Below are 19,869 nucleotides of genomic sequence, written 5' to 3' on the forward strand. Positions count from 1 at the left end.
GTTTGTACACACCCTGTTTTATCAGGCGACGCCTATGAAACCATTGAAAATTCAGCTTTAGCCGAATTGATAGTAACTGATACTATACCTTTGAAGCGCACCAGCAAAAAAATAACAGTGCTGTCAACTGCTGATTTATTTGCAAAGGCGATAATGAATGTAAACGAACACGGATCTATCAGCCAGTTATTTAAGGTTGTTTAGATAGTCTATGGTCGATAGTCCATAGTCTTTTTTAAATGAATAAAATAATCTATGGTCTGTTGACTATGGACTTAAAGGTATCCTCACGCAAGGTGAGGTTTAACAATAAACAAATAAATAAAAACAATGAAATCAATTGCTATTAGCGGTTCTCCAAGAGAGAACGTAGGGAAAAGAGACGCTAAAGAGCTGCGTTACCAAAGTTTGGTACCTGCAGTGCTTTACGGTGGGCCAACCCAAACCCACTTTTCAGTGTCCGCAGCTGATTTGAGACCCGTAGTTTATACTCCGGTGGTTCATTTCATCGACCTTGACATTGCTGGTGTTAAATCACAGGCCATTATTAAAGATCTTCAGTTTCATCCATTAACTGAGCAGATCATACACGTAGATTTTTTATTACTGGATCAAAAGAAACCTATCACTATTGAGATCCCTGTGCGTTTAACAGGTACTTCTCCGGGTGTTAAAGTAGGTGGTAAATTAGTGCAAAAATTACGTAAATTACGTATAAAAGCATTACCTAAAGATCATTTAGACTTTATTGAAGTTAGTATCGAAACTTTAGAAGTTGGTAAATCTGTAAAGGTTTCTGATTTAACAGTTGGTAACTATACTATCACTAATGCTAAAGAAGATACCATTGTATCGGTAACTACTTCACGTGCATTACGCCAGGCTGAACAAGAAGCAGCATCAGGTAAAAAATAATCCCCCTAACCCCCTAAAGGGGAATGGAAAATTAAGAGCGATAGGTATTACCTGTCGCTCTTTTTATTTTAAAGTAATATATTCGCAACTAAACCAGCTTCCCCTTTAGGGGGCCGGGGAGGTATGGTATAAGACCCTATTTTAGTAAGTATTTAAAAAAAAGCGACACCGGCAAAAAGGCCGCCGGTGCAAAGTGGTATGAAATATCTGATTGTTGGTTTAGGTAACATTGGTCCGGAATATGCCGATACGCGGCATAACATAGGGTTTATGGTGTTGGATGAATTGGCTAAACAGGAGGGAGCAAAGTTTCACAGCATGCGCCTGGCTTATTATACAGAGGTGTCTCATAAGGGCCGTACCCTGCACCTGATAAAACCAACAACCTACATGAACCTAAGTGGTAAAGCATTGAACCACTGGATGAAGGAACTAAAGATACCTATTGAAAATGTGCTTGTTGTTGTAGATGATATTGCGTTGCCTTTGGGCACACTGCGCCTAAAACCAAAAGGCAGCGCCGCCGGGCACAACGGTTTAAAACATATTGAAGCTACCCTGGGCAACAATGATTACGCGCGTCTGCGCTTTGGCGTAAGTGATAACTATCCCAAAGGACGCCAGGTTGATTATGTATTAAGTGGGTTTGATGATGACGAAAAGCCCGAGCTGCCCGCGCTGATAGATCGCTCGATTGAAATGATAAAAAGCTTTGCTGCGATAGGTACAGAATTGACTATGACGAAGTTTAATAAGTAAAGCCGAAATTATTTTCCTCGCTGCGAAAGGCTCTTGCCAACGGGCTATCTGTTTGTAATATAAATTATTGTACCGTTTCCCCTGTAGGGGAGCAGTAGCAAAAAATAATTTTAATAATATTTTCCTACTTATAGCAATCAAATAATAAATAAGTAATACTCTTGTTACGAGCCCAATAATTGGGCTGAATTTTGGTAAAATCGCAGCATATAAATCTATCTAAATACGCTATCGATAATACATTTACCAAGACTATGAAAAAAATAGTACTTATAGTGCTGTGCTGTTGCCTGTATTTTATATCATCGGCCCAAACCCGTAAAACAATAACAGTTAGGGGAATGCTGATAGACTCTACAACCAATGCACCCTTAGGGTATGTAACCGTATCGCTAATGAATCCGGCTACCAAGCTGGCCGTAAAAAGCGGATTAGCCAAAGATGACGGCACTTTCGAATTTGAAGGAGTAGCACCAAAAGCTTATAAACTTACGTTATCAACATTAGGATATAAAACAAAAACTATAAGTATTGTTGCCGGCAAGGAGGCTATTACAGACGTTGGAAAAATAATAATGTCGCCATCGGCAAATGGATTAAACGAAGTTACCATAACTGCCGATAAGCCATTAATAAAACAGGAAGTTGACCGTATTAGTTATGATATACAGGCCGATCCTGAAAGCAAAGTGCTTAATGTGTTGGATATGCTGCGTAAAGTGCCATTGTTATCATTAGACGCTGATGATAATATATTATTAAAAGGCGGCGGCGATTATAAAATATTAATAAATGGTAAACCATCCAGCCTGGTAGCGCGAAGCCCAAAAGATATTTTCAGGGCCATGCCGGCATCAAGCATACAACGTATAGAGGTTATTACCACCCCGCCAGCAAAATATGATAGTGAAGGTTTAGCAGGAATAATAAATATCATCACCACAAAAAAAATTGATAACGGCTATAATGGCAGTTTAAATATAAGCCATAGGTTCCCGGTGGGCGGGCCGGGTGCAGGCGGATCATTTACCTTTAAGCAGGGTAAATTTGGTGCATCTGCTTTTTACGGGGCCAACTATAATAAACAACCGCAAACCACTAACTCAAGTAGCCGCATAGCTACTGATACAACAAGTCTTAATCAATCAGGTACGCGCTACTCAACTAATAAAAGTGGCTATATTGGTACAGAATTTAGCTATGAATTAGATACCCTTAATTTATTAACTGCCGAATTTAATATAAATGGCGGTAACTCTACTTCGCAAAGTAACCAGGCATCTGTAAAAACTAAAATAGATACCATTATGCAGAGCTATAATATAGCAAACGCGGGCAGGGGTAAGTATAATGGTTTTGATGTTGGGATCAATTATCAGCTTGGCTTTAAAAATCGCAAAGATCAATTGTTAACTTTTTCTTATAAATACACTATATCCAATAATACCCAGTTTAATGATCTGGGTATTTCAAAACGGGTATATTATCCTGTTTTAGGGCACCCGGATTACCAGCAAAACAATCAGGAACAATCTAAAGAACAAAACATACAGCTGGATTATGCCCAAACGGTAAAGGTTTTAAATGTTGAAGCTGGTTTTAAAGGTATTATCAGGAATGGTACCAGTGATTTTCAGTATGACTCTTTAAGATACGATCCGTTAAATGCAATGCCAACGCGTTATGACCTTGACCCGGCACGTACCAATGCCTATGATAATAACCGGTATATATTAGGGGTTTACAACTCTTATCAATATAACCTTGAAAATTGGGGATTTAAAGTTGGGGGGCGTGTGGAAGAAACTATTGTTAATGCCAATTTTATAACAAGCTCGCAGCAGATAAATCAAAATTACTTTAATTTTATACCATCTATTTCAATCAATTGGAAATTTAGCAACATGAGCAGCTTAAACTTTGGGTTTACCCAACGTATACAGCGCCCGGGCATAACAAATCTTAACCCCTTTGTTGACCGCTCAAACCCCAATTTTGAATATGCCGGTAATCCTAATCTGAAAACGGTTGTAAGCAATAATTATCAAATGAATTATAACCGTTTCAAAAAAGGATCAATTAATATTGGTTTGAGCTATAGTGTGGCAAGTAATACCGTTCAACAAATATCAACCTATGATAAGGTTACCGGTATTACCCGTTCTACTTTTGATAACGTAGGCAAGAACCAATCGCTAGGGAGCAACTTCAACGTTAATTACCCTATTACCCGCCTTTGGAATTTTAGCTTAAATGGGAATTTAAACTACCTATGGTTAGAAGGAACAGTTGACGGAGCGCTCACAAAAAACTCGGGCCTGCAGGGATATTTTAATACTTCTACAGGTTATAAGCTGGGAAAGGGCTACCGCGTTAATGCTAATTTTAACTTTAACAGTCCGTTTATTTCATTACAGGGTAAATCCAATGCTTATTTATATACGGCTTATAGCGGCAGTAAAGAAATTGTGAAAAATAAAGTAACCCTGTCTGCATCGGTTAGTAACCCATTTTCAAAATACCGCACCAACATACGTAATACCAACGGGATAGATTTTGTGCAGTCTAATTATACACAAAGTTATTTACGGGTATATGCTATAAGTTTATATTATCATTTTGGTAAGTTAAAAGATGCCATCAGGCGAAACCAGCGGACTATAAATAGCGATGATATGAGCAAGCCTTTAGTACAGCCACCGCCACAAAATAATCCGCCGCAAAACCCGGCAGCTAATCCGCCGCCAAGTATAACCACGCCGCCACCCGCAACACCACCGGTAGCGCCGCCGGTACAAACACCGCCAAATTAAAAAATAACGCGTATGAAAGTTTACGGAATAACCAATTGTAACACAGTTAAAAAAGCATTAGATTGGCTTAAAGCCAACCAGGTTGCCTATGAGTTTCATGATTTTAAGAAACTGGGTATAACTGCAGATAAATTAAAGGAGTGGGACAGTAAAGCCGGGTACGATAAATTTATGAATAAACAGGGCCTTACCTGGAAGCAGCTTGACCCGGAAGTAAAGGAAAGTATAAAAACAAAAAATGATGCTTTGCAATTATTGCAGCAAAAAACAAGTATGATAAAAAGGCCCGTTATTGAGGATGGCGAGTTCCTGTTTTTTGGTTTTGACGAGGCGGTGTATCAACAGCAATTTAAATAATAGCGCGGTTTTTGATAAAACGCTTGTAATAATTTGCTTACGCAGAATACTATTCGCTTATTTTTATATTTTTACCTTAAATTAACTTAAAATTAACTGATGAAATTGAATTCCACTGCTGGTTTAGTACTGGCTTTTTGCGCTAGTATTGCCATCGCTAAGGCACAAACTACGCCTCCACAAACAACTCCGGCGGCTACACCTGCCACCGGCACACCTGCTACCAATGCCGCTCGTCCGGCTCGTGGCGGTCGTGCTGTAGAGGTTGCAGACCCCAATGCCCCGCCAACAAACTACAATTATCATGAATTATGGAAACCGTTTTTTTATACTAAAAATGGCGATGATGTTCGTGCATCCGATGGGCAGCCCGGGCCAAAATACTGGCAAAACCGCGCCGATTACCAGTTAGCGGCAACTCTGCATGACGAAACCAACGAAATTGTAGGTTCAGAAATTTTAACGTATACCAATAACAGCCCTCAAAAAATGGGTTTTATATGGATGCAGTTAGATCAAAACCTGTTTAAATTAGATTCAAGAGGAAATAAACAAGTTCCATTAAATGCAGCCGGTATACAGCAAAGCCGTAACTGGGGACAAGGGCAAGCGTTTGATGCAGGTTATAAAATAAAATCTGTAAAAATATTAAGCACAGCTAAAGGCAGTAAAACAACTACGGCTATTGATGCAAAATACCTGGTAAATGATACCCGCATGCAAGTGTTTTTGCCAACGCAGTTAGCTGCAAATGGCGGCCAGTTAAAATTGAAGATAGAATATTCATTTACATCGCCCGATTATGGTTCAGACCGTATGGGTATAATCAATACAAATCAATCAAAAAACGGGAAAATATTCCAGGTTGCACAATGGTACCCGCGTATGTGTGTATATGATGATGTGATGGGCTGGAACACTTTGCCATATACCGGCGAAAGTGAATTTTATTTAGAGTATGGTGATTTTGATATCAATATTACCGCACCGGCTAAAGACATTGTAGTGTGCTCTGGCGAGTTATTGAACACTAAAGATGTTTATACACCCGAACAGGTAAAAAGATGGGCACAGGCGGCCGAAAGTGATAAAACTGTAATGATCCGTTCGGCCGACGAGGTAACAAACCCGGCTTCACGTCCAACCGGAAAACCTGAGTTAACCTGGCACTTCAAAATACACAATGCCCGTGATGCTTCATGGGGAGCATCTGCTGCATTTATTGTTGATGCCGCTAAGATCAATTTGCCAAGTGGCAAAAAATCAATTGCTATTTCTGCTTACCCGGTAGAAAGCGCTACACTGCCAGGCTCGACAGCAACAGGAGGCCGAGCCCCGCAATGGAGCCGTGGAACCGAAATGATAAAAGCTTCAATTGAATATAATTCTCAAAAATGGTTTGAGTATCCTTATCCTGCGGCTTCAGGTGTTGCCGGTAAAGCAGGCGGTATGGAATATCCCGGTATGATATTTTGCAGCTTAGGCGGCGGCTGGGGTGTAATTGACCACGAGTTTGGCCATACCTGGTTCCCGATGATCGTGGGTTCTAATGAGCGTTTATATGGCTGGATGGACGAAGGATTTAATACTTTTATTAATACCCTTTCAACTCAAAATTCGTTAAAAGGAGAGTTTTATCGCGCACTAACCACTACCGGACGTTTGGCAAGCTGGAACAATTTTACCCGCCCTACACTCGAACCAATTTTGAGCAATCCGGATAATTTAAAGGAGACAAATAACGGCACCCTGTTATACAGTAAACCAAGCGCGGGCTTAGTAATGTTGCGCGAGCAGATATTAGGGCCCGAGCGTTTTGATTTCGCGTTTAAAACCTACATTAACCGTTGGGCCTTTAAACATCCAACACCTGATGATTTTTTCCGTACAATAGAAAATGCTTCGGGCGAAAGCTTGCAGTGGTTTTGGAGAGGTTGGTTTGAAAATACTTATCGTTTAGACGTAGCCGTACGTGGTGTTAAATATATAGATGATGATCCGGCTAAAGGAGCAATAATTACTATTGATAACCTGGAGAAAATGGCTATGCCTGTTGTGCTCGAAATTAAAACTGTTAGTGGTAAAACAGAACGTGTGAATTTTACGGCCGAAATATGGGAGCGCAATGTGAGCTGGTCGTTCAGGTACCCATCTACCGAAGCTATAGAATCAGTAACTTATAATCCTGATTCAACTTTACCGGATTACAATCCGGCCAATAACGTTTGGAAAAAGCAATAATACAGAAACCCGGTTCACAGCCGGGTTTTTTGTTTGTAACGCTATTGTTAAATATGCTAATGGATTAACTATTGGTATTATAATTGAGTTATATTGATCACATAATTTGATACACCATGAAACGCTACCTTGTAATTTTTATAATGTTATTTATTGCTTATGCTGCCAACGCACAGGAGCTGTTAAAAGGAACTGTATACGAATTGGGGACCAATGAAAAGTTAATTAATGTTTTTATCCATAATACCAATAACAAACAGCTTACACTTGCTGATAAGGACGGCAAATTTGAAATAAAAGCGGAAACGGGCAACCTCATTGTTTTCGACTCGCCAGGCTATATGTCTGATACGGTATATGTGATAGATATGAAACCTAAAAAGATCGAATTAAAAGCATTAAGTATAAGCCTTCGCCAGGTTTATATTAGCGCTAAACGATCAAACTTTAATCCACGTGAGGAATATCCGCAGGTATATGAAAAAAGTAAGGTTTACGTGCTTTCGCCAAGTACCTGGTTTTCAAAAGAAGGCAAGGACGCACGAAGGTTAAAACGCTATTTTGCTACCGAAGCCCAAGAACGCCATATAGATGAAGTATACAGCGTAGCTTATGTGGGAAGTATTGTACCGCTGAAAGGCCAGGACCTGGAAAATTTCATGTCGTTATACAGACCCAGCTATGTGTTTTTAAGAAATAACAGCGGACCATCACTGGCAGCTTATATTAACGACTCTTATAAAAAATATATGGCGCTACCGCCGGATAAGCGTGTGGTACAAAGTTTAACAGGTAATTAAAAAAAGAATAATATAGCGCAAGAATAATATAATGCCCAGGGAAATCGCATTTAAAATGCAGGCATATAAATTTGTGGCTAAAGCCATTTCAATCATTGCAATCTGGCCGTTGGCTGAAGCCCAACGGCAATAAATGAAAAATCAGGTCAAAAACAGTGGCTAAATTCATTGCCGTCCCATTTATGGGGCGGAAGAAACAATCATTAAAAGGGGGCTTTAGCCAAAAAACGACAATAAAATTTAAAAAGTGATTTCCCTGAAATAACACCCTGTCATTTCGACCGCAGGGAGAAATCTATACATGTGCTATTTGCCCATGTATAGATTTTTTCGCTATCGCTCAAGAGATCATTCTCACTTAGCGTGAAAATGATAAATTTAGGTTAACTATTATATATTCTTAGCCAGCCAATCGCCTACTTCACTTGTTTTGTAAGCTTTATTTTTACCAGACAGATCTTCGGTTACAATACCTTCTGCCAGTGATTTATTTACAACCGATCTGATCAGTTCTGCTTCTTCTTTTAATCCGAAGGCATCCTCAAACATCATAGCAGCTGATAATACAGTTGCCAACGGATTAGCAATATCTTTACCCGCTGCCTGCGGATATGAGCCGTGTATGGGCTCAAACAACGATGTATGGATACCAATTGATGCAGATGGCATTAAACCCATAGAACCGGATATTACAGATGCCTCATCGGTTAAAATATCACCAAAAAGGTTTTCGGTAATTAATACATCGTAGCTGTTAGGCCATTGTACCAAACGCATAGCTACGGCATCAACAAACTCATAACTTACGGTAACTTCGGGGAAATCTTTTTCCATATCCTGTACGGTTTCTCTCCAAAGGCGAGAGGTTTCCAATACGTTAGCCTTATCTACACAGCACAATCTTTTGCCACGTGTCATGGCCATTTCAAAACCTAATTTTGCCAGGCGCTGTACTTCTGCCCGGGTATAGGTACAAGTATCAAAAGCGGTATTGCCGTCGTCTTTACGGCCTCTTTCGCCAAAATAGATACCGCCTGTTAGTTCGCGTAAGATGATAAGGTCGGTGCCTTCAATACGCTCGCGTTTCAACGGAGAATTATCAATTAACGATGGGAAAGTAAATGTGGGACGAACATTTGCAAACAGCCCCAGTTTTTTACGCATTTTTAAAAGGCCCTGCTCCGGGCGAACGGTAGCTTTTGGATCATTATCAAACCTTGGGTGACCGATAGCGCCAAAAAGAACCGCATCAGCCGCCATGCAAACCTCGTGGGTCGAATCAGGGTAAGGCTCACCAACAGCATCTATAGCGGCGGCGCCGGTTAAGGCAGCTGTCCAGGTAATTTCGTGATTAAATTTCTTTGCTACAGCATTTGATACTTTAACGGCCTGGTCTATAACCTCTGGTCCAATTCCGTCTCCTGCTAAAAGTGCGATATTAAGTTTCATTATATCTATTTTTTATACTTGTTAATTGTCAATCTTTTTATGATCACTATATTATATTCAACATTTTCTGCGTAGCCTTTATCGCGCAAACCGTTTGATCTGAATCCAAACCACGGGTTATGAATTTCTTTTCGGGTGTTTCCCAGGTGATGATGGTTTCGCATAACGCGTCCGAACTACTGCCGGGAGCAATGCGTACCGCATAATCTATCAGCTTTGGCAAGGTTCGTTGTTTCTTGGTATAAACTTTGGCAAGGGCGTTCATAAACGCGTCAAACTGACCATCGCCCTGCGCGTTTTCTTCAAATTTTTCGCCATCAATACTCATAGAAATAGTTGCCGACGGGCGTAAACCCATAGCGTGCATTAACACATATGATTCAACGATAACTTTTTCATCATACAGGCTGCTATCCAACACGTCGGATATAATATAAGGCAGATCTTCTTTTGTTACCGTTTCTTTTTTATCGCCAAGTTCAATAACACGCTGGGTAACTTTCTTTAAGTCGGCATCGTTTAGTTTCAAGCCAAGTTCCTGCAGGTTTTTTTCGATGTTGGCTTTGCCTGATGTTTTGCCCAGGGCGTATTCGCGCTTTCTGCCAAATCGCTCGGGGAGCAGATCATTAAAATATAAGTTATTTTTATTGTCACCATCGGCATGTATACCTGCTGTTTGGGTAAATACATTATCGCCAACAATTGGCTTGTTAGAGGGTATCCTAACCCCCGAAAAAGTTTCAACCAGTTTACTTACCGTATAAATAGACGACTCTTTGATACCCACTTCAACCTCGGGTGCAAAATCATGAATTACAGCAACAGCACTGGCTAACGCGGCATTTCCGGCCCGCTCGCCCATGCCGTTTATGGTTAGGTGCAATCCGCTTACACCAGCTTTTACAGCCTCTAAAACATTGGCTGTACCCAAGTCGTAATCATTATGCGCGTGAAAATCAAAATGGATAGTTGGGTATTTTGCTATCAATTCTGATAAAAACTTATAGGTTTCCCCGGGCGTTAAAACGCCCAGCGTATCAGGCAAGAGTATCCTTTTTACCGGTTGTTGAACAAGAAAATCTAAGAATTGATAAACATATTTGGGCGAGTTGCGCATGCCATTGCTCCAATCTTCTAAATAAACGTTGGTAGCAATGTTGTTTTTTGCGGCCAGGTTAATAGCCTGCTTTATTTCTTCAAAATGCTGTTCGGGTGTTTTTTTAAGCTGATGGATGAGATGATTTAATGAGCCTTTGGTTAACAGGTTCTGTACCTTAACACCGGCGTTTAACATCCAATTGATAGAAACGCCGTTATCTACAAAAGATAATACCTCTATGCGGTCTGCATATCCGTTTGCTTCTGCCCAGTTTAAAATGGTTTTAACTGCCTGAAACTCACCCTCTGATACACGTGCAGACGCAATCTCCACCCTATCCACATTAAGCTCTTCAAGCAATAATTGGGTTATGGTAAGCTTTTCTGAAATGGAAAAAGACACGCCCGATGTTTGTTCTCCATCACGAAGCGTTGTATCCATTATCTCTATTTTGCGTCTTTCCATTATGTGGTTTCTGTGGTTCGGCTATTTATGTGAGCTGTTTGAAAGTGAATTCTTAACTCAAGTAATCCAAATCTTAGTGTGCTTTGTGCAATCTTAGTGTTCTCTGTGTTTAAATTTACCACCGGGGGCACTAAGATTGCACAAAGATCATAGAGGATATTAAAGCGGAAGGTTCACTGCAAACTCCTCAATTTCGCCTTTTATGCTTTGCAGATAATCGATATCATCAAAGCCATTCAACATATTATTCTTTTTGTATGAATTAATTTCGAAAGTTTCTTTTTCGCCTGTTGATAATAACGTGATAGTTTGATTTGGCAGATTTACCTCTAATTCAGTTTTAGGATCAGCAAATATCGCCGCGAATATTTTTTCGGAAAACTCAGGACTAACCTGTACTGGCAATACACCAATATTTAAACAGTTACCTTTAAAAATATCAGCAAAAAAGCTGGACACCACGCAACGGAAACCGTAATCATAAACGGCCCATGCAGCATGCTCCCTTGATGAGCCTGAGCCAAAGTTTTTACCGCCCACCAATATTTTACCGCTGTAGGTAGAGTCGTTCAACACAAAGTCTTTTTTCGGTGTATTATCCGGGTTATACCGCCAGTCGCGGAAAAGATTGTCACCAAATCCAACACGCTCTGTCGCCTTTAAAAAGCGGGCAGGTATTAGTTGGTCGGTATCCACATTCTCTATAGGCAATGGTACCGCGGTGCTTGTTAGTATATTAAATTTATCGTAAGCCATATTCTTTTCTTTTTTTAGTTGGTCGATAGTCCATGGTCCATAGTCGATAATAGTACTTGGATAGCTTTTAGCTATGGACTATCGACTATGGGCTATTGACCTCTTTATGCCAATTCTTCAATTAATGTTCTTGGGTCTGTAACCACGCCGGTAACAGCGGCAGCAGCTGCAACCAGCGGACTTGCTAACATGGTACGTGAACCCGGGCCCTGCCTTCCTTCGAAGTTTCTGTTTGAGGTACTTACTGCGTATTTGCCGGCAGGTACTTTATCATCATTCATAGCTAAACAGGCAGAACAACCCGGCTGGCGCAATTCAAATCCGGCTTCGGTTAAAATATCCAGTAAACCTTCTTCTTTAATTTGTGCCTCAACAATGTGCGATCCGGGAACTAACCATGCGGTAACATTATCAGCCTTATGTTTCCCTTTTATCAGGGATGTAAATGCCCTGAAATCTTCTATACGACCATTGGTACAGCTGCCAACAAAAACAAAATCTACCTGTTTGCCTATCATGCTTTGGCCCTCACTAAAGCCCATATAGCCTAATGATTTTGCATAGGTTGCCGCGCCGCCTTCTACATGTGCAGCATCAGGAATGTCATGCGATATACCCATACCCATACCCGGGTTGGTACCATAAGTTATCATTGGCTCGATGGTAGCGCCATCAAATGTTAATTCTTTATCAAATACCGCGTCGGCATCTGTTTTTAACGTTTTGTAATAAGCTAATGCTTTATCCCAAGCCTCGCCTTTAGGGCTAAACTCGCGGCCTTTTACATAGTTAATGGTAGTTTCATCCGGGGCTATCATACCGCCTCGCGCGCCCATTTCAATGCTCAGGTTACAAACCGTCATCCGGCCCTCCATAGTCATGTTCTCAAAAACATCACCTGCATATTCAACAAAATAGCCTGTAGCGCCCGAGGTAGTTAGTTGAGAGATGATAAACAACGCAACATCCTTTGGCGTAACACTTTTACCTAATTTGCCATTAACATTAATGCGCATTTTTTTAGGCTTTGGCTGCATAATGCATTGGGTTGCCAATACCATTTCAACTTCAGACGTACCAATACCAAAAGCTATGGCACCAAAAGCGCCATGGGTTGAGGTATGCGAGTCGCCGCAAACAATGGTTGCACCGGGTTGGGTAATACCATATTCTGGCCCGACAACGTGAACGATACCATTTTTTTGATGACCCAAGCCCCAATAGCTAATGCCATATTCGTTAGAATTTTCTTCCAGCATGTGCAACTGGTTAGCCGATAACGGATCGGCAACCGGCAAATGCTGATTTAGGGTTGGTGTGTTATGATCTGCGGTAGCAAATGTACGTTTGGGATATAAAACTTTTATTCCCCTTGTCTTTAATCCTAAAAAGGCTACCGGGCTTGTAACTTCGTGGATAAGGTGGCGATCAATAAAAAGCACATCCGGCCCGCCTTCAATCTTACGTACTACGTGTGTGTCCCACACCTTATCAAATAATGTCTTGCTCATTTTATTTCTATTTATTTCTATCCGTTATACAAAGATAGGCTTATGCAAATTTTTTGTCGCCTACTAATATTAACAAATCCTCATCATTTATATCCAATTTATTATCAGCCAATACCAGGAAGCGATGATATGCCGCGGCCAATTCCTCTTTACTTAGGTTGTAACCCAAACGTTCCAGGTGGAATTTTAGGGCATGCCTTCCGCTGCGTGCAGTAAGCACAATACTTGCGTTAGGGAAACCTACATCTTCGGGCCTGATGATCTCGTAATTTTCACGATTTTTCAGGAACCCGTCCTGGTGAATGCCAGAACTGTGTGCAAACGCGTTACTGCCAACTATAGCCTTATTAGGCTGCACCGGCATGCGCATTTGTGCGCTAACCATACGGCTAAGCTCAAAAAAGTTTTTTGTGTTGATATGGGTGTGTAAGCCCAATACCTGGTGTGTTTTCAGGATCATCACTACTTCTTCAATAGAAGTATTACCTGCACGCTCACCAATGCCATTAATAGTGCCTTCAATTTGGCGGGCACCGTTTTGCAGGCCTGCAATAGAGTTTGCCGTAGCTAAACCCAAATCGTTATGGCAATGCACTGATATAATGGCCTTATCAATATTTTTTACGTTCTCTTTCAGGAACTTTATTTTTTCGCCGTATTGATCAGGCAGGCAATAGCCATTTGTATCTGGTATGTTTACAACGGTAGCGCCTGCTGCAATTACAGCTTCTATCATTTGAGCCAGGAAGTGAATGTCGGCACGGCCGGCATCTTCCGCATAAAACTCAATGTCTTCGACAGATTTTTTAGCATATTTTACAGCCTCAACAGCACGCACCAATATTTCTTCGCGGGTGCTGTTAAATTTGTTTTTGATATGCATGTCAGATGCGCCAATACCGGTATGTATACGCGGATGTTTGGCATACTGTAATGATTCAACAGCTACATCAATATCGCCTTTGTTGGCACGGGTTAGCGCGCAAACAATTGGATTTTTCACGGCCTTTGATATTTCCACCACACTCTGGAAATCGCCGGGGCTTGATACGGGGAAACCTGCTTCAATAATGTCCACGCCTAATGCTTCCAGTTCGTGGGCTATCTCAATTTTTTCAGGGGTAGTTAACTGGCAGCCCGGTACCTGCTCGCCATCGCGAAGCGTGGTATCGAAAACGTAGACTCGGTTTGGATCGTGTAACATATCTTTTTTATTTAGTATAAAGTATTTAGTATCAAGTAGCAAGTATTTAGCAGCAGGTCTTAATACTTGCTACTAAATACTTACTACTAAAAATTATGCTTCTACAGCTTGGTTCTCGGGGCGTAAACTGCGTACAGTTTTGCCTGCCTGCCATAATTCGCTGTCGCGTAATTCTTTTAACTCTGCGTCTAATTTTTCGCGGTAATCAGTTTTGCTATTTGAATCAATTGATTTTTGTGACTCAACACCAGTTGCAACGCTTTTGTACAGGTCTTCAAATACCGGTTTAGTAGCGTCACGGAATTTCTTCCACCAATCTAACGCGCCACGTTGTGCTGTGGTTGAGCAATTAGCATACATCCAATCCATACCATTTTCTGCAACTAAAGGCATTAATGATTGAGTTAATTCTTCAACAGTTTCGTTGAAAGACTCGGAAGGAGAGTGGCCATTGCTGCGTAATACTTCATATTGAGCAGCAAAAATACCCTGGATACAACCCATTAGCGTACCACGCTCGCCAGTTAAATCACTGTATACTTCTTTACGAAAATCTGTTTCAAACAAATAACCGCTACCTACCGCGATACCTAAAGCGATAACACGCTCGAAAGCGCGGCCTGTAGCATCCTGGAATATAGCGTAGCTTGAGTTTAAGCCACGGCCCTGTAAGAACATACGGCGTAATGAAGTACCTGATCCTTTTGGAGCAACTAAAAATACGTCAACATCAGCAGGAGGGATGATACCGGTTTGCTCATTAAAAGTAATACCGAAACCGTGAGAGAAATATAATGCTTTACCCGGAGTTAAATGTTTTTTAACGGTTGGCCATAAAGCAATTTGTGCCGCGTCGCTTAATAAATAACAAATTACAGTGCCTTTTTCCAAAGCTTCTTCGATCTCAAACAGCGTTTCGCCGGGTACAAAGCCATCACTTACCGCTTTATCCCATGATTTTGAATTTTTACGCTGACCAACAATAACGTTAATGCCATTGTCTTTTTGATTAAGCGCCTGGCCGGGGCCCTGTACGCCATAACCGATAACAGCTACCACTTCATCTTTTAAAATGTTTTGTGCCTTTGCTAAAGGGAACTCCTCGCGGGTTACTACATTTTCTTCAGTAGTGCCGAAAATTAATTTTGCCATGATTTTTGTTTTTTTATTGATTTTGATTTCACCGATGGTTTTATGATCTCACCGATTGTTTATGATTAATGTTATTTTTTATTTGCTTTCTGCTTTTAGCTTTCGCCTTACATAGTAAATACTTTCGCTCCTTTGTTCAGGTATTCGTTTTCTATTACTTCCTCGCCCGGTTCTAAACGTTCAAACTCACGTAATTTTGAGTTAAAACCTTCGCTGTCTTTAATAATAGCTACCCTTGCACTGCGCACAAACTCTATCAGCCCGTAAGGTTGCAGAATATTGATCAGGTTGTCTGTCTCTTCGCGATGTCCTGTAGTTTCAAACACGGTATAATCTTTACGGATAACTACCGCGCGTGCGCCATTTTCGCGCAGCAAACGCTCCACACTAACCTTCTCGGCAATTACATCAGTTGATACTTTGTAAAGGGCCAGCTCCTGCCATATCACATCCTCGTTGGTGTGGTAGTATACTTTTAATACTTCCACCTGTTTTTCAATCTGGCGGGTAAGTTTGCGTACCACTTCTTCAGATTCGGTTATTACCACATTAAAGCGATGGATACTCTCGATCTCTGACGGAGAAGTATTCAAACTATCTATATTTATTTTACGGCGCGTGAATATGATCGCTATCCTGTTTAGCAAACCAACCTGGTTCTCTGTGTAGATAGTGATGTTATATTCTTGCTTGTCTATGTCTTGATTGCTCATTGTCTTTCTCCTTTATTTAAGCCTGATCTCACTAACACTACATCCTTGCGGTACCATCGGGAACACGTTGTTCTCTTTGGTTACCATCACTTCTAACAGGAATGAACCTTTATTATCCAGCATTTCTTTTAAAGCGCCTTGCAGGTCTTCACGCTCGGCTATACATTTGCCCGGTATACGGTAAGCGGCAGCTAATGCTACAAAATCAGGACTTTGAATATCAACAAACGAATACCGGCGCTCATTAAACAGTTCCTGCCACTGGCGCACCATGCCTAAGAAACGGTTATTTAAAATGATGATCTTCACATCAACGCCGGTTTGCATGATGGTGCCTAATTCCTGGCAGGTCATCTGGAAACCGCCATCGCCAATAATAGCTACCACGGTACGGTCCTGAGCGCCGTATTTAGCGCCTATGGCGGCAGGTAATGCAAAACCCATAGTGCCTAAACCGCCGCTGGTTACATTGCTGCGTGTTTTGTTAAACTGCGCGTAACGGCAAGCCACCATTTGGTGCTGACCAACATCAGTAACTATAACAGCCTCGCCTTTGGTAAGGTCGTTTAGTTGTTTTATCACTTCGCCCATGGTCATTTCGCCCTCTGTTGGGTTCAATTCTTTATGGATCACAGCGTCAACTTCTTTTTGAGTGTACTCGTTAAATAGTTTAACCCATTCGGTATGTTGCTTTTCTTCAATCAAAGCAGTTAGCAAAGGCAATGTTTCTTTACAATCGCCCCATACCGGTACGGTTGATTTAACGTTTTTATCTATCTCGGCCGGGTCAATATCCAGGTGGATAACCTTAGCCTGTTTAGCGTATTTATCTAAACGGCCGGTAACACGGTCATCAAAACGCATACCTATCGCTATTAATACATCGCAGTCGTTAGTTAACACGTTTGGCCCGTAGTTGCCATGCATGCCCAGCATACCCACGTTTAAAGGGTGATCTGTTGGGATAGCACCTGCACCTAATATGGTCCATGCTGCAGGAATACCGCTTTTTTCTACAAAAGCTTTAAACTCCTGCTCGGCGCTGCCTAATAATATACCCTGGCCAAATAATATAAACGGCTTTTTAGCCTGATTGATCAAAGTAGCTGCCTGCTCAATATACTGCGGGCGCACAATTGGTTTTGGCCTATAACTACGGATATGATCACATTTGGTGTAACCTTCGTAATCAAATAACTGTATTTGCGCGTTCTTGGTAATGTCGATGAGTACTGGTCCCGGTCTGCCGCTTTTGGCAATATAGAAAGCCTTGGCAATAACCTCGGGTATCTCGTTAGCATCAGTTACCTGGTAGTTCCATTTGGTAACCGGGGTAGTAATGTTAATAACGTCTGTTTCCTGGAAAGCATCGGTACCCAAAAGGTGCGCGAATACCTGCCCGGTTATACAAACTAAAGGTGTACTGTCTATTTGTGCATCTGCCAAACCTGTTACCAGGTTAGTAGCACCGGGGCCGCTGGTTGCAAAAACCACACCCACTTTACCTGATGTGCGCGCATAACCTTGCCCTGCATGTGTGCCACCTTGCTCGTGCCTAACCAATACGTGGTTAAGTTTTTCATTATAATCATACAAAGCATCATAAATAGGCATGATGGCCCCACCCGGATAACCGAATATGGTATCAACGCCTTCTGCAATTAATGCTTCTAATAAGGCAACCGACCCCGAAATCTTTGTGGTTTCTTTAGTGGCTGCTGGTGTTAGTATTTCCTGTTGTGCAACTTCCATACCGTTACTTGTTTATTATCTAAATTGTTGATTATATATATATCCAGCGCGCGCGAAATGCTTATTCCTTTTGCTTGCGAATATTGCTTCGGGAACTAAGAGACCAATGCCTATCCCCGCAAATATTTTTGACGATGTGTTTTTGAACGTATTTGAGTTGCCGGTAGCTATCAGCGAGGCAGCCAAAAATCCTAAAGCAGATCCGCATGTGTAATAGGTCAGATTTCTATATTTTTTATATTTGTTATACTCGTCCGCATCTGGTTGATAGTTCGCCAATCTTGCATTTACTTCTTTAACGGTTATTTGCTTTCCATCGACGGTAAATTTCCCGGATCTGAAAAAACTAGCCGGCGAATATTGGATCATACCAGTTGATAATCGTTTCAAACTATCACTCTGTGCATAACCTACCGTAGTAATAAAGCCCAAGACCACGAATAAAAATATTCTCTTCATTTAATTTATATTAAATTACCTTACAACATCTCGTCTGTTACGCAACCTTCGGCTGCTGAGGTAACAGTTTTGGCATATCTGTATAATAGGCCTTTGGTAACTTTTAACTTTGGTTGAGTCCAGGCTGCTCTTCTTGCTGCCATTTCTTCGTCTGATAGAATTACATTGATTTGATTTGTTGTTGCATCAATAATAATTTTATCCTCATCCTTAATTAAGGCAATAGCACCGCCGTCAAAAGATTCAGGGGTGATGTGGCCCACCACAAAACCATGCGTTCCGCCGCTAAAACGTCCGTCGGTAATTAATGCTACAGAACTGCCTAAACCTGCGCCGAATATGGCTGATGTTGGTTTAAGCATTTCGGGCATACCAGGTGCGCCTTTAGGGCCTACGTTGCGGATAACCACTACATCACCTTTTTTGACTCGTCCGCTTTGTATGCCGTGTATCAGTTCAAATTCGCCGTCAAACACGCGGGCAGGGCCTTCAAAATGGGTTCCCTCTTTTCCGCTGATCTTGGCTACACTGCCACCTGTGGCAATATTGCCATAAAGTATCTGTAAGTGACCGGTAGCTTTAACAGGCGCTTCAACCGGCCATATAATTTTTTGTGTGTCGAATTCCAGTTCTGGTATTTCTGCTAAGTTTTCGGCAATAGTTTTGCCGGTTACAGTTAGGCAATCGCCATGCAGCAGACCCTGTTTTAACAGGTATTTCATTACCGCGGGTACACCGCCAATGTTGTGCAGGTCCTCCATCATGTATTTACCGCTTGGCTTCATGTCTGCCAATACGGGGATACGGTTACTTACCAACTGGAAATCGTCTTGCGTCAATTTTACATCAACACTTTTTGCCATGGCTATCATGTGCAATACCGCGTTGGTGCTTCCACCCAGAACCATAATTACCACCATAGCATTCTCGAATGCTTTGCGGGTCATGATATCGCTTGGTTTTATATCTTTCTCTAATAATATTTTAATGGCTTTGCCTGCCGCTAAACACTCTGCTTTCTTTTCGTCGCTCAATGCGGGATTAGAAGAGGAGTAAGGCAAGCTCATGCCCAGTGCCTCAATAGCTGCTGCCATGGTGTTTGCGGTATATATACCACCACAGGCACCGGCGCTTGGGCAGGCGTTTTTTACGATGCCCATAAAGTCAACATCCTCTATCTGGCCGGCCATTCTTTTACCCAAAGCCTCAAATGCCGATACAATGTTCAGGTCCTCACCCTTCCAATGGCCGGGTTTGATGGTGCCACCATATACCATTATAGACGGGCGGTTTAACCTGCCCATAGCCATAATAGAGCCCGGCATGTTCTTATCGCATCCCGGCAGGGTAATTAAACCATCGTAATATTGCGCGCCTGTTACAGCTTCGATCGAGTCGGCAATGATATCACGGCTCACTAACGA

16 protein-coding genes and 1 pseudogene are annotated in these 19,869 nt (G+C 41.6%); 7 read left to right on the forward strand and 10 right to left on the reverse strand.

Features of this window, described 5'->3' with window-relative positions; translation table 11 throughout:
• The 7 genes and pseudogenes from JWP71_RS09925 to JWP71_RS09955 all read left to right on the forward strand — a co-directional run.
• Positions 1-204: pseudogene (locus JWP71_RS09925) on the forward strand (ribose-phosphate pyrophosphokinase); the annotation flags it as partial.
• Positions 205-330: 126 nt separating this feature from the next.
• Complete coding sequence (locus tag JWP71_RS09930; RefSeq protein ID WP_299499229.1) at positions 331-915, forward strand: 50S ribosomal protein L25/general stress protein Ctc; 585 nt, start codon at positions 331-333, stop codon at positions 913-915.
• A 198-nt stretch (positions 916-1,113) separates the two neighbouring features.
• Positions 1,114-1,674 carry an aminoacyl-tRNA hydrolase gene (pth, locus tag JWP71_RS09935; protein WP_299499231.1) on the forward strand — a complete coding sequence of 187 codons (561 nt, stop codon included), beginning with the start codon at positions 1,114-1,116 and terminating at the stop codon, positions 1,672-1,674.
• Between the two features lie 254 nt (positions 1,675-1,928).
• The gene (locus JWP71_RS09940) at positions 1,929-4,487 is read left to right on the forward strand and encodes an outer membrane beta-barrel protein (protein ID WP_299499233.1); all 2,559 of its coding nucleotides are present in this window, start codon (positions 1,929-1,931) and stop codon (positions 4,485-4,487) included.
• Positions 4,488-4,499: 12 nt separating this feature from the next.
• Positions 4,500-4,844 (forward strand): Spx/MgsR family RNA polymerase-binding regulatory protein, encoded by a 345-nt coding sequence (locus JWP71_RS09945; RefSeq protein WP_299499235.1) that lies wholly within the window; start codon positions 4,500-4,502, stop codon positions 4,842-4,844.
• 99 nt (positions 4,845-4,943) lie between these two features.
• The gene (locus tag JWP71_RS09950; protein ID WP_299499237.1) at positions 4,944-7,085 is read left to right on the forward strand and encodes a M1 family metallopeptidase; all 2,142 of its coding nucleotides are present in this window, start codon (positions 4,944-4,946) and stop codon (positions 7,083-7,085) included.
• 116 nt (positions 7,086-7,201) lie between these two features.
• Complete coding sequence (locus tag JWP71_RS09955; protein ID WP_299499239.1) at positions 7,202-7,885, forward strand: hypothetical protein; 684 nt, start codon at positions 7,202-7,204, stop codon at positions 7,883-7,885.
• A gap of 390 nt (positions 7,886-8,275) precedes the next feature.
• On the opposite strand, the gene leuB is transcribed toward JWP71_RS09955, so the two are convergent.
• The 10 genes from leuB to ilvD form a co-directional block, all read right to left on the reverse strand.
• Entirely contained in the window at positions 8,276-9,334 is a 1,059-nt protein-coding gene (gene leuB / locus JWP71_RS09960; RefSeq protein WP_299499241.1) for a 3-isopropylmalate dehydrogenase, read from the reverse strand.
• A gap of 46 nt (positions 9,335-9,380) precedes the next feature.
• Positions 9,381-10,898 carry an alpha-isopropylmalate synthase regulatory domain-containing protein gene (locus tag JWP71_RS09965; protein ID WP_299499243.1) on the reverse strand — a complete coding sequence of 506 codons (1,518 nt, stop codon included), beginning with the start codon at positions 10,896-10,898 and terminating at the stop codon, positions 9,381-9,383.
• Positions 10,899-11,057: 159 nt separating this feature from the next.
• Positions 11,058-11,654 (reverse strand): 3-isopropylmalate dehydratase small subunit, encoded by a 597-nt coding sequence (gene leuD / locus JWP71_RS09970; protein ID WP_299499246.1) that lies wholly within the window; start codon positions 11,652-11,654, stop codon positions 11,058-11,060.
• Between the two features lie 104 nt (positions 11,655-11,758).
• The gene (gene leuC, locus JWP71_RS09975; protein WP_299499248.1) at positions 11,759-13,165 is read right to left on the reverse strand and encodes a 3-isopropylmalate dehydratase large subunit; all 1,407 of its coding nucleotides are present in this window, start codon (positions 13,163-13,165) and stop codon (positions 11,759-11,761) included.
• A 40-nt stretch (positions 13,166-13,205) separates the two neighbouring features.
• Entirely contained in the window at positions 13,206-14,369 is a 1,164-nt protein-coding gene (locus JWP71_RS09980) for a 2-isopropylmalate synthase (RefSeq protein ID WP_299499250.1), read from the reverse strand.
• Between the two features lie 93 nt (positions 14,370-14,462).
• A complete protein-coding gene (gene ilvC, locus JWP71_RS09985; RefSeq protein ID WP_299499252.1) occupies positions 14,463-15,521 on the reverse strand; it encodes a ketol-acid reductoisomerase in 1,059 nt (352 codons plus the stop codon).
• A gap of 107 nt (positions 15,522-15,628) precedes the next feature.
• Positions 15,629-16,234: an acetolactate synthase small subunit gene (gene ilvN / locus JWP71_RS09990; protein ID WP_299499254.1), complete on the reverse strand. Its 606-nt coding sequence runs from the start codon at positions 16,232-16,234 to the stop codon at positions 15,629-15,631.
• 12 nt (positions 16,235-16,246) lie between these two features.
• A complete protein-coding gene (gene ilvB / locus JWP71_RS09995) occupies positions 16,247-17,986 on the reverse strand; it encodes a biosynthetic-type acetolactate synthase large subunit (RefSeq protein WP_299499256.1) in 1,740 nt (579 codons plus the stop codon).
• Between the two features lie 15 nt (positions 17,987-18,001).
• Positions 18,002-18,445, reverse strand: a complete 444-nt coding sequence (locus JWP71_RS10000; protein WP_299499259.1) for a hypothetical protein — start codon at positions 18,443-18,445, stop codon at positions 18,002-18,004.
• Positions 18,446-18,465: 20 nt separating this feature from the next.
• Positions 18,466-19,869: dihydroxy-acid dehydratase (ilvD, locus tag JWP71_RS10005; protein WP_299499261.1), on the reverse strand; the 1,404-nt coding region annotated here is incomplete at its 5' end.

Origin of the sequence: Mucilaginibacter sp., assembly GCF_028287845.1 — a bacterium.
Lineage (GTDB): Bacteria > Bacteroidota > Bacteroidia > Sphingobacteriales > Sphingobacteriaceae > Mucilaginibacter.

Excerpts from the sequence above, each read along its gene's own strand:
- JWP71_RS09930 (WP_299499229.1), top strand. The coding sequence starts at position 331 with ATGAAATCAATTGCTATTAGCGGTTCTCCAAGAGAGAACGTAGGGAAA.
- pth (WP_299499231.1), top strand. The coding sequence starts at position 1,114 with ATGAAATATCTGATTGTTGGTTTAGGTAACATTGGTCCGGAATATGCC.
- JWP71_RS09940 (WP_299499233.1), top strand. The coding sequence starts at position 1,929 with ATGAAAAAAATAGTACTTATAGTGCTGTGCTGTTGCCTGTATTTTATA.
- JWP71_RS09945 (WP_299499235.1), top strand. The coding sequence starts at position 4,500 with ATGAAAGTTTACGGAATAACCAATTGTAACACAGTTAAAAAAGCATTA.
- JWP71_RS09950 (WP_299499237.1), top strand. The coding sequence starts at position 4,944 with ATGAAATTGAATTCCACTGCTGGTTTAGTACTGGCTTTTTGCGCTAGT.
- JWP71_RS09955 (WP_299499239.1), top strand. The coding sequence starts at position 7,202 with ATGAAACGCTACCTTGTAATTTTTATAATGTTATTTATTGCTTATGCT.
- leuB (WP_299499241.1), bottom strand. The coding sequence starts at position 9,334 with ATGAAACTTAATATCGCACTTTTAGCAGGAGACGGAATTGGACCAGAG.
- JWP71_RS09965 (WP_299499243.1), bottom strand. The coding sequence starts at position 10,898 with ATGGAAAGACGCAAAATAGAGATAATGGATACAACGCTTCGTGATGGA.
- leuD (WP_299499246.1), bottom strand. The coding sequence starts at position 11,654 with ATGGCTTACGATAAATTTAATATACTAACAAGCACCGCGGTACCATTG.
- leuC (WP_299499248.1), bottom strand. The coding sequence starts at position 13,165 with ATGAGCAAGACATTATTTGATAAGGTGTGGGACACACACGTAGTACGT.
- JWP71_RS09980 (WP_299499250.1), bottom strand. The coding sequence starts at position 14,369 with ATGTTACACGATCCAAACCGAGTCTACGTTTTCGATACCACGCTTCGC.
- ilvC (WP_299499252.1), bottom strand. The coding sequence starts at position 15,521 with ATGGCAAAATTAATTTTCGGCACTACTGAAGAAAATGTAGTAACCCGC.
- ilvN (WP_299499254.1), bottom strand. The coding sequence starts at position 16,234 with ATGAGCAATCAAGACATAGACAAGCAAGAATATAACATCACTATCTAC.
- ilvB (WP_299499256.1), bottom strand. The coding sequence starts at position 17,986 with ATGGAAGTTGCACAACAGGAAATACTAACACCAGCAGCCACTAAAGAA.
- JWP71_RS10000 (WP_299499259.1), bottom strand. The coding sequence starts at position 18,445 with ATGAAGAGAATATTTTTATTCGTGGTCTTGGGCTTTATTACTACGGTA.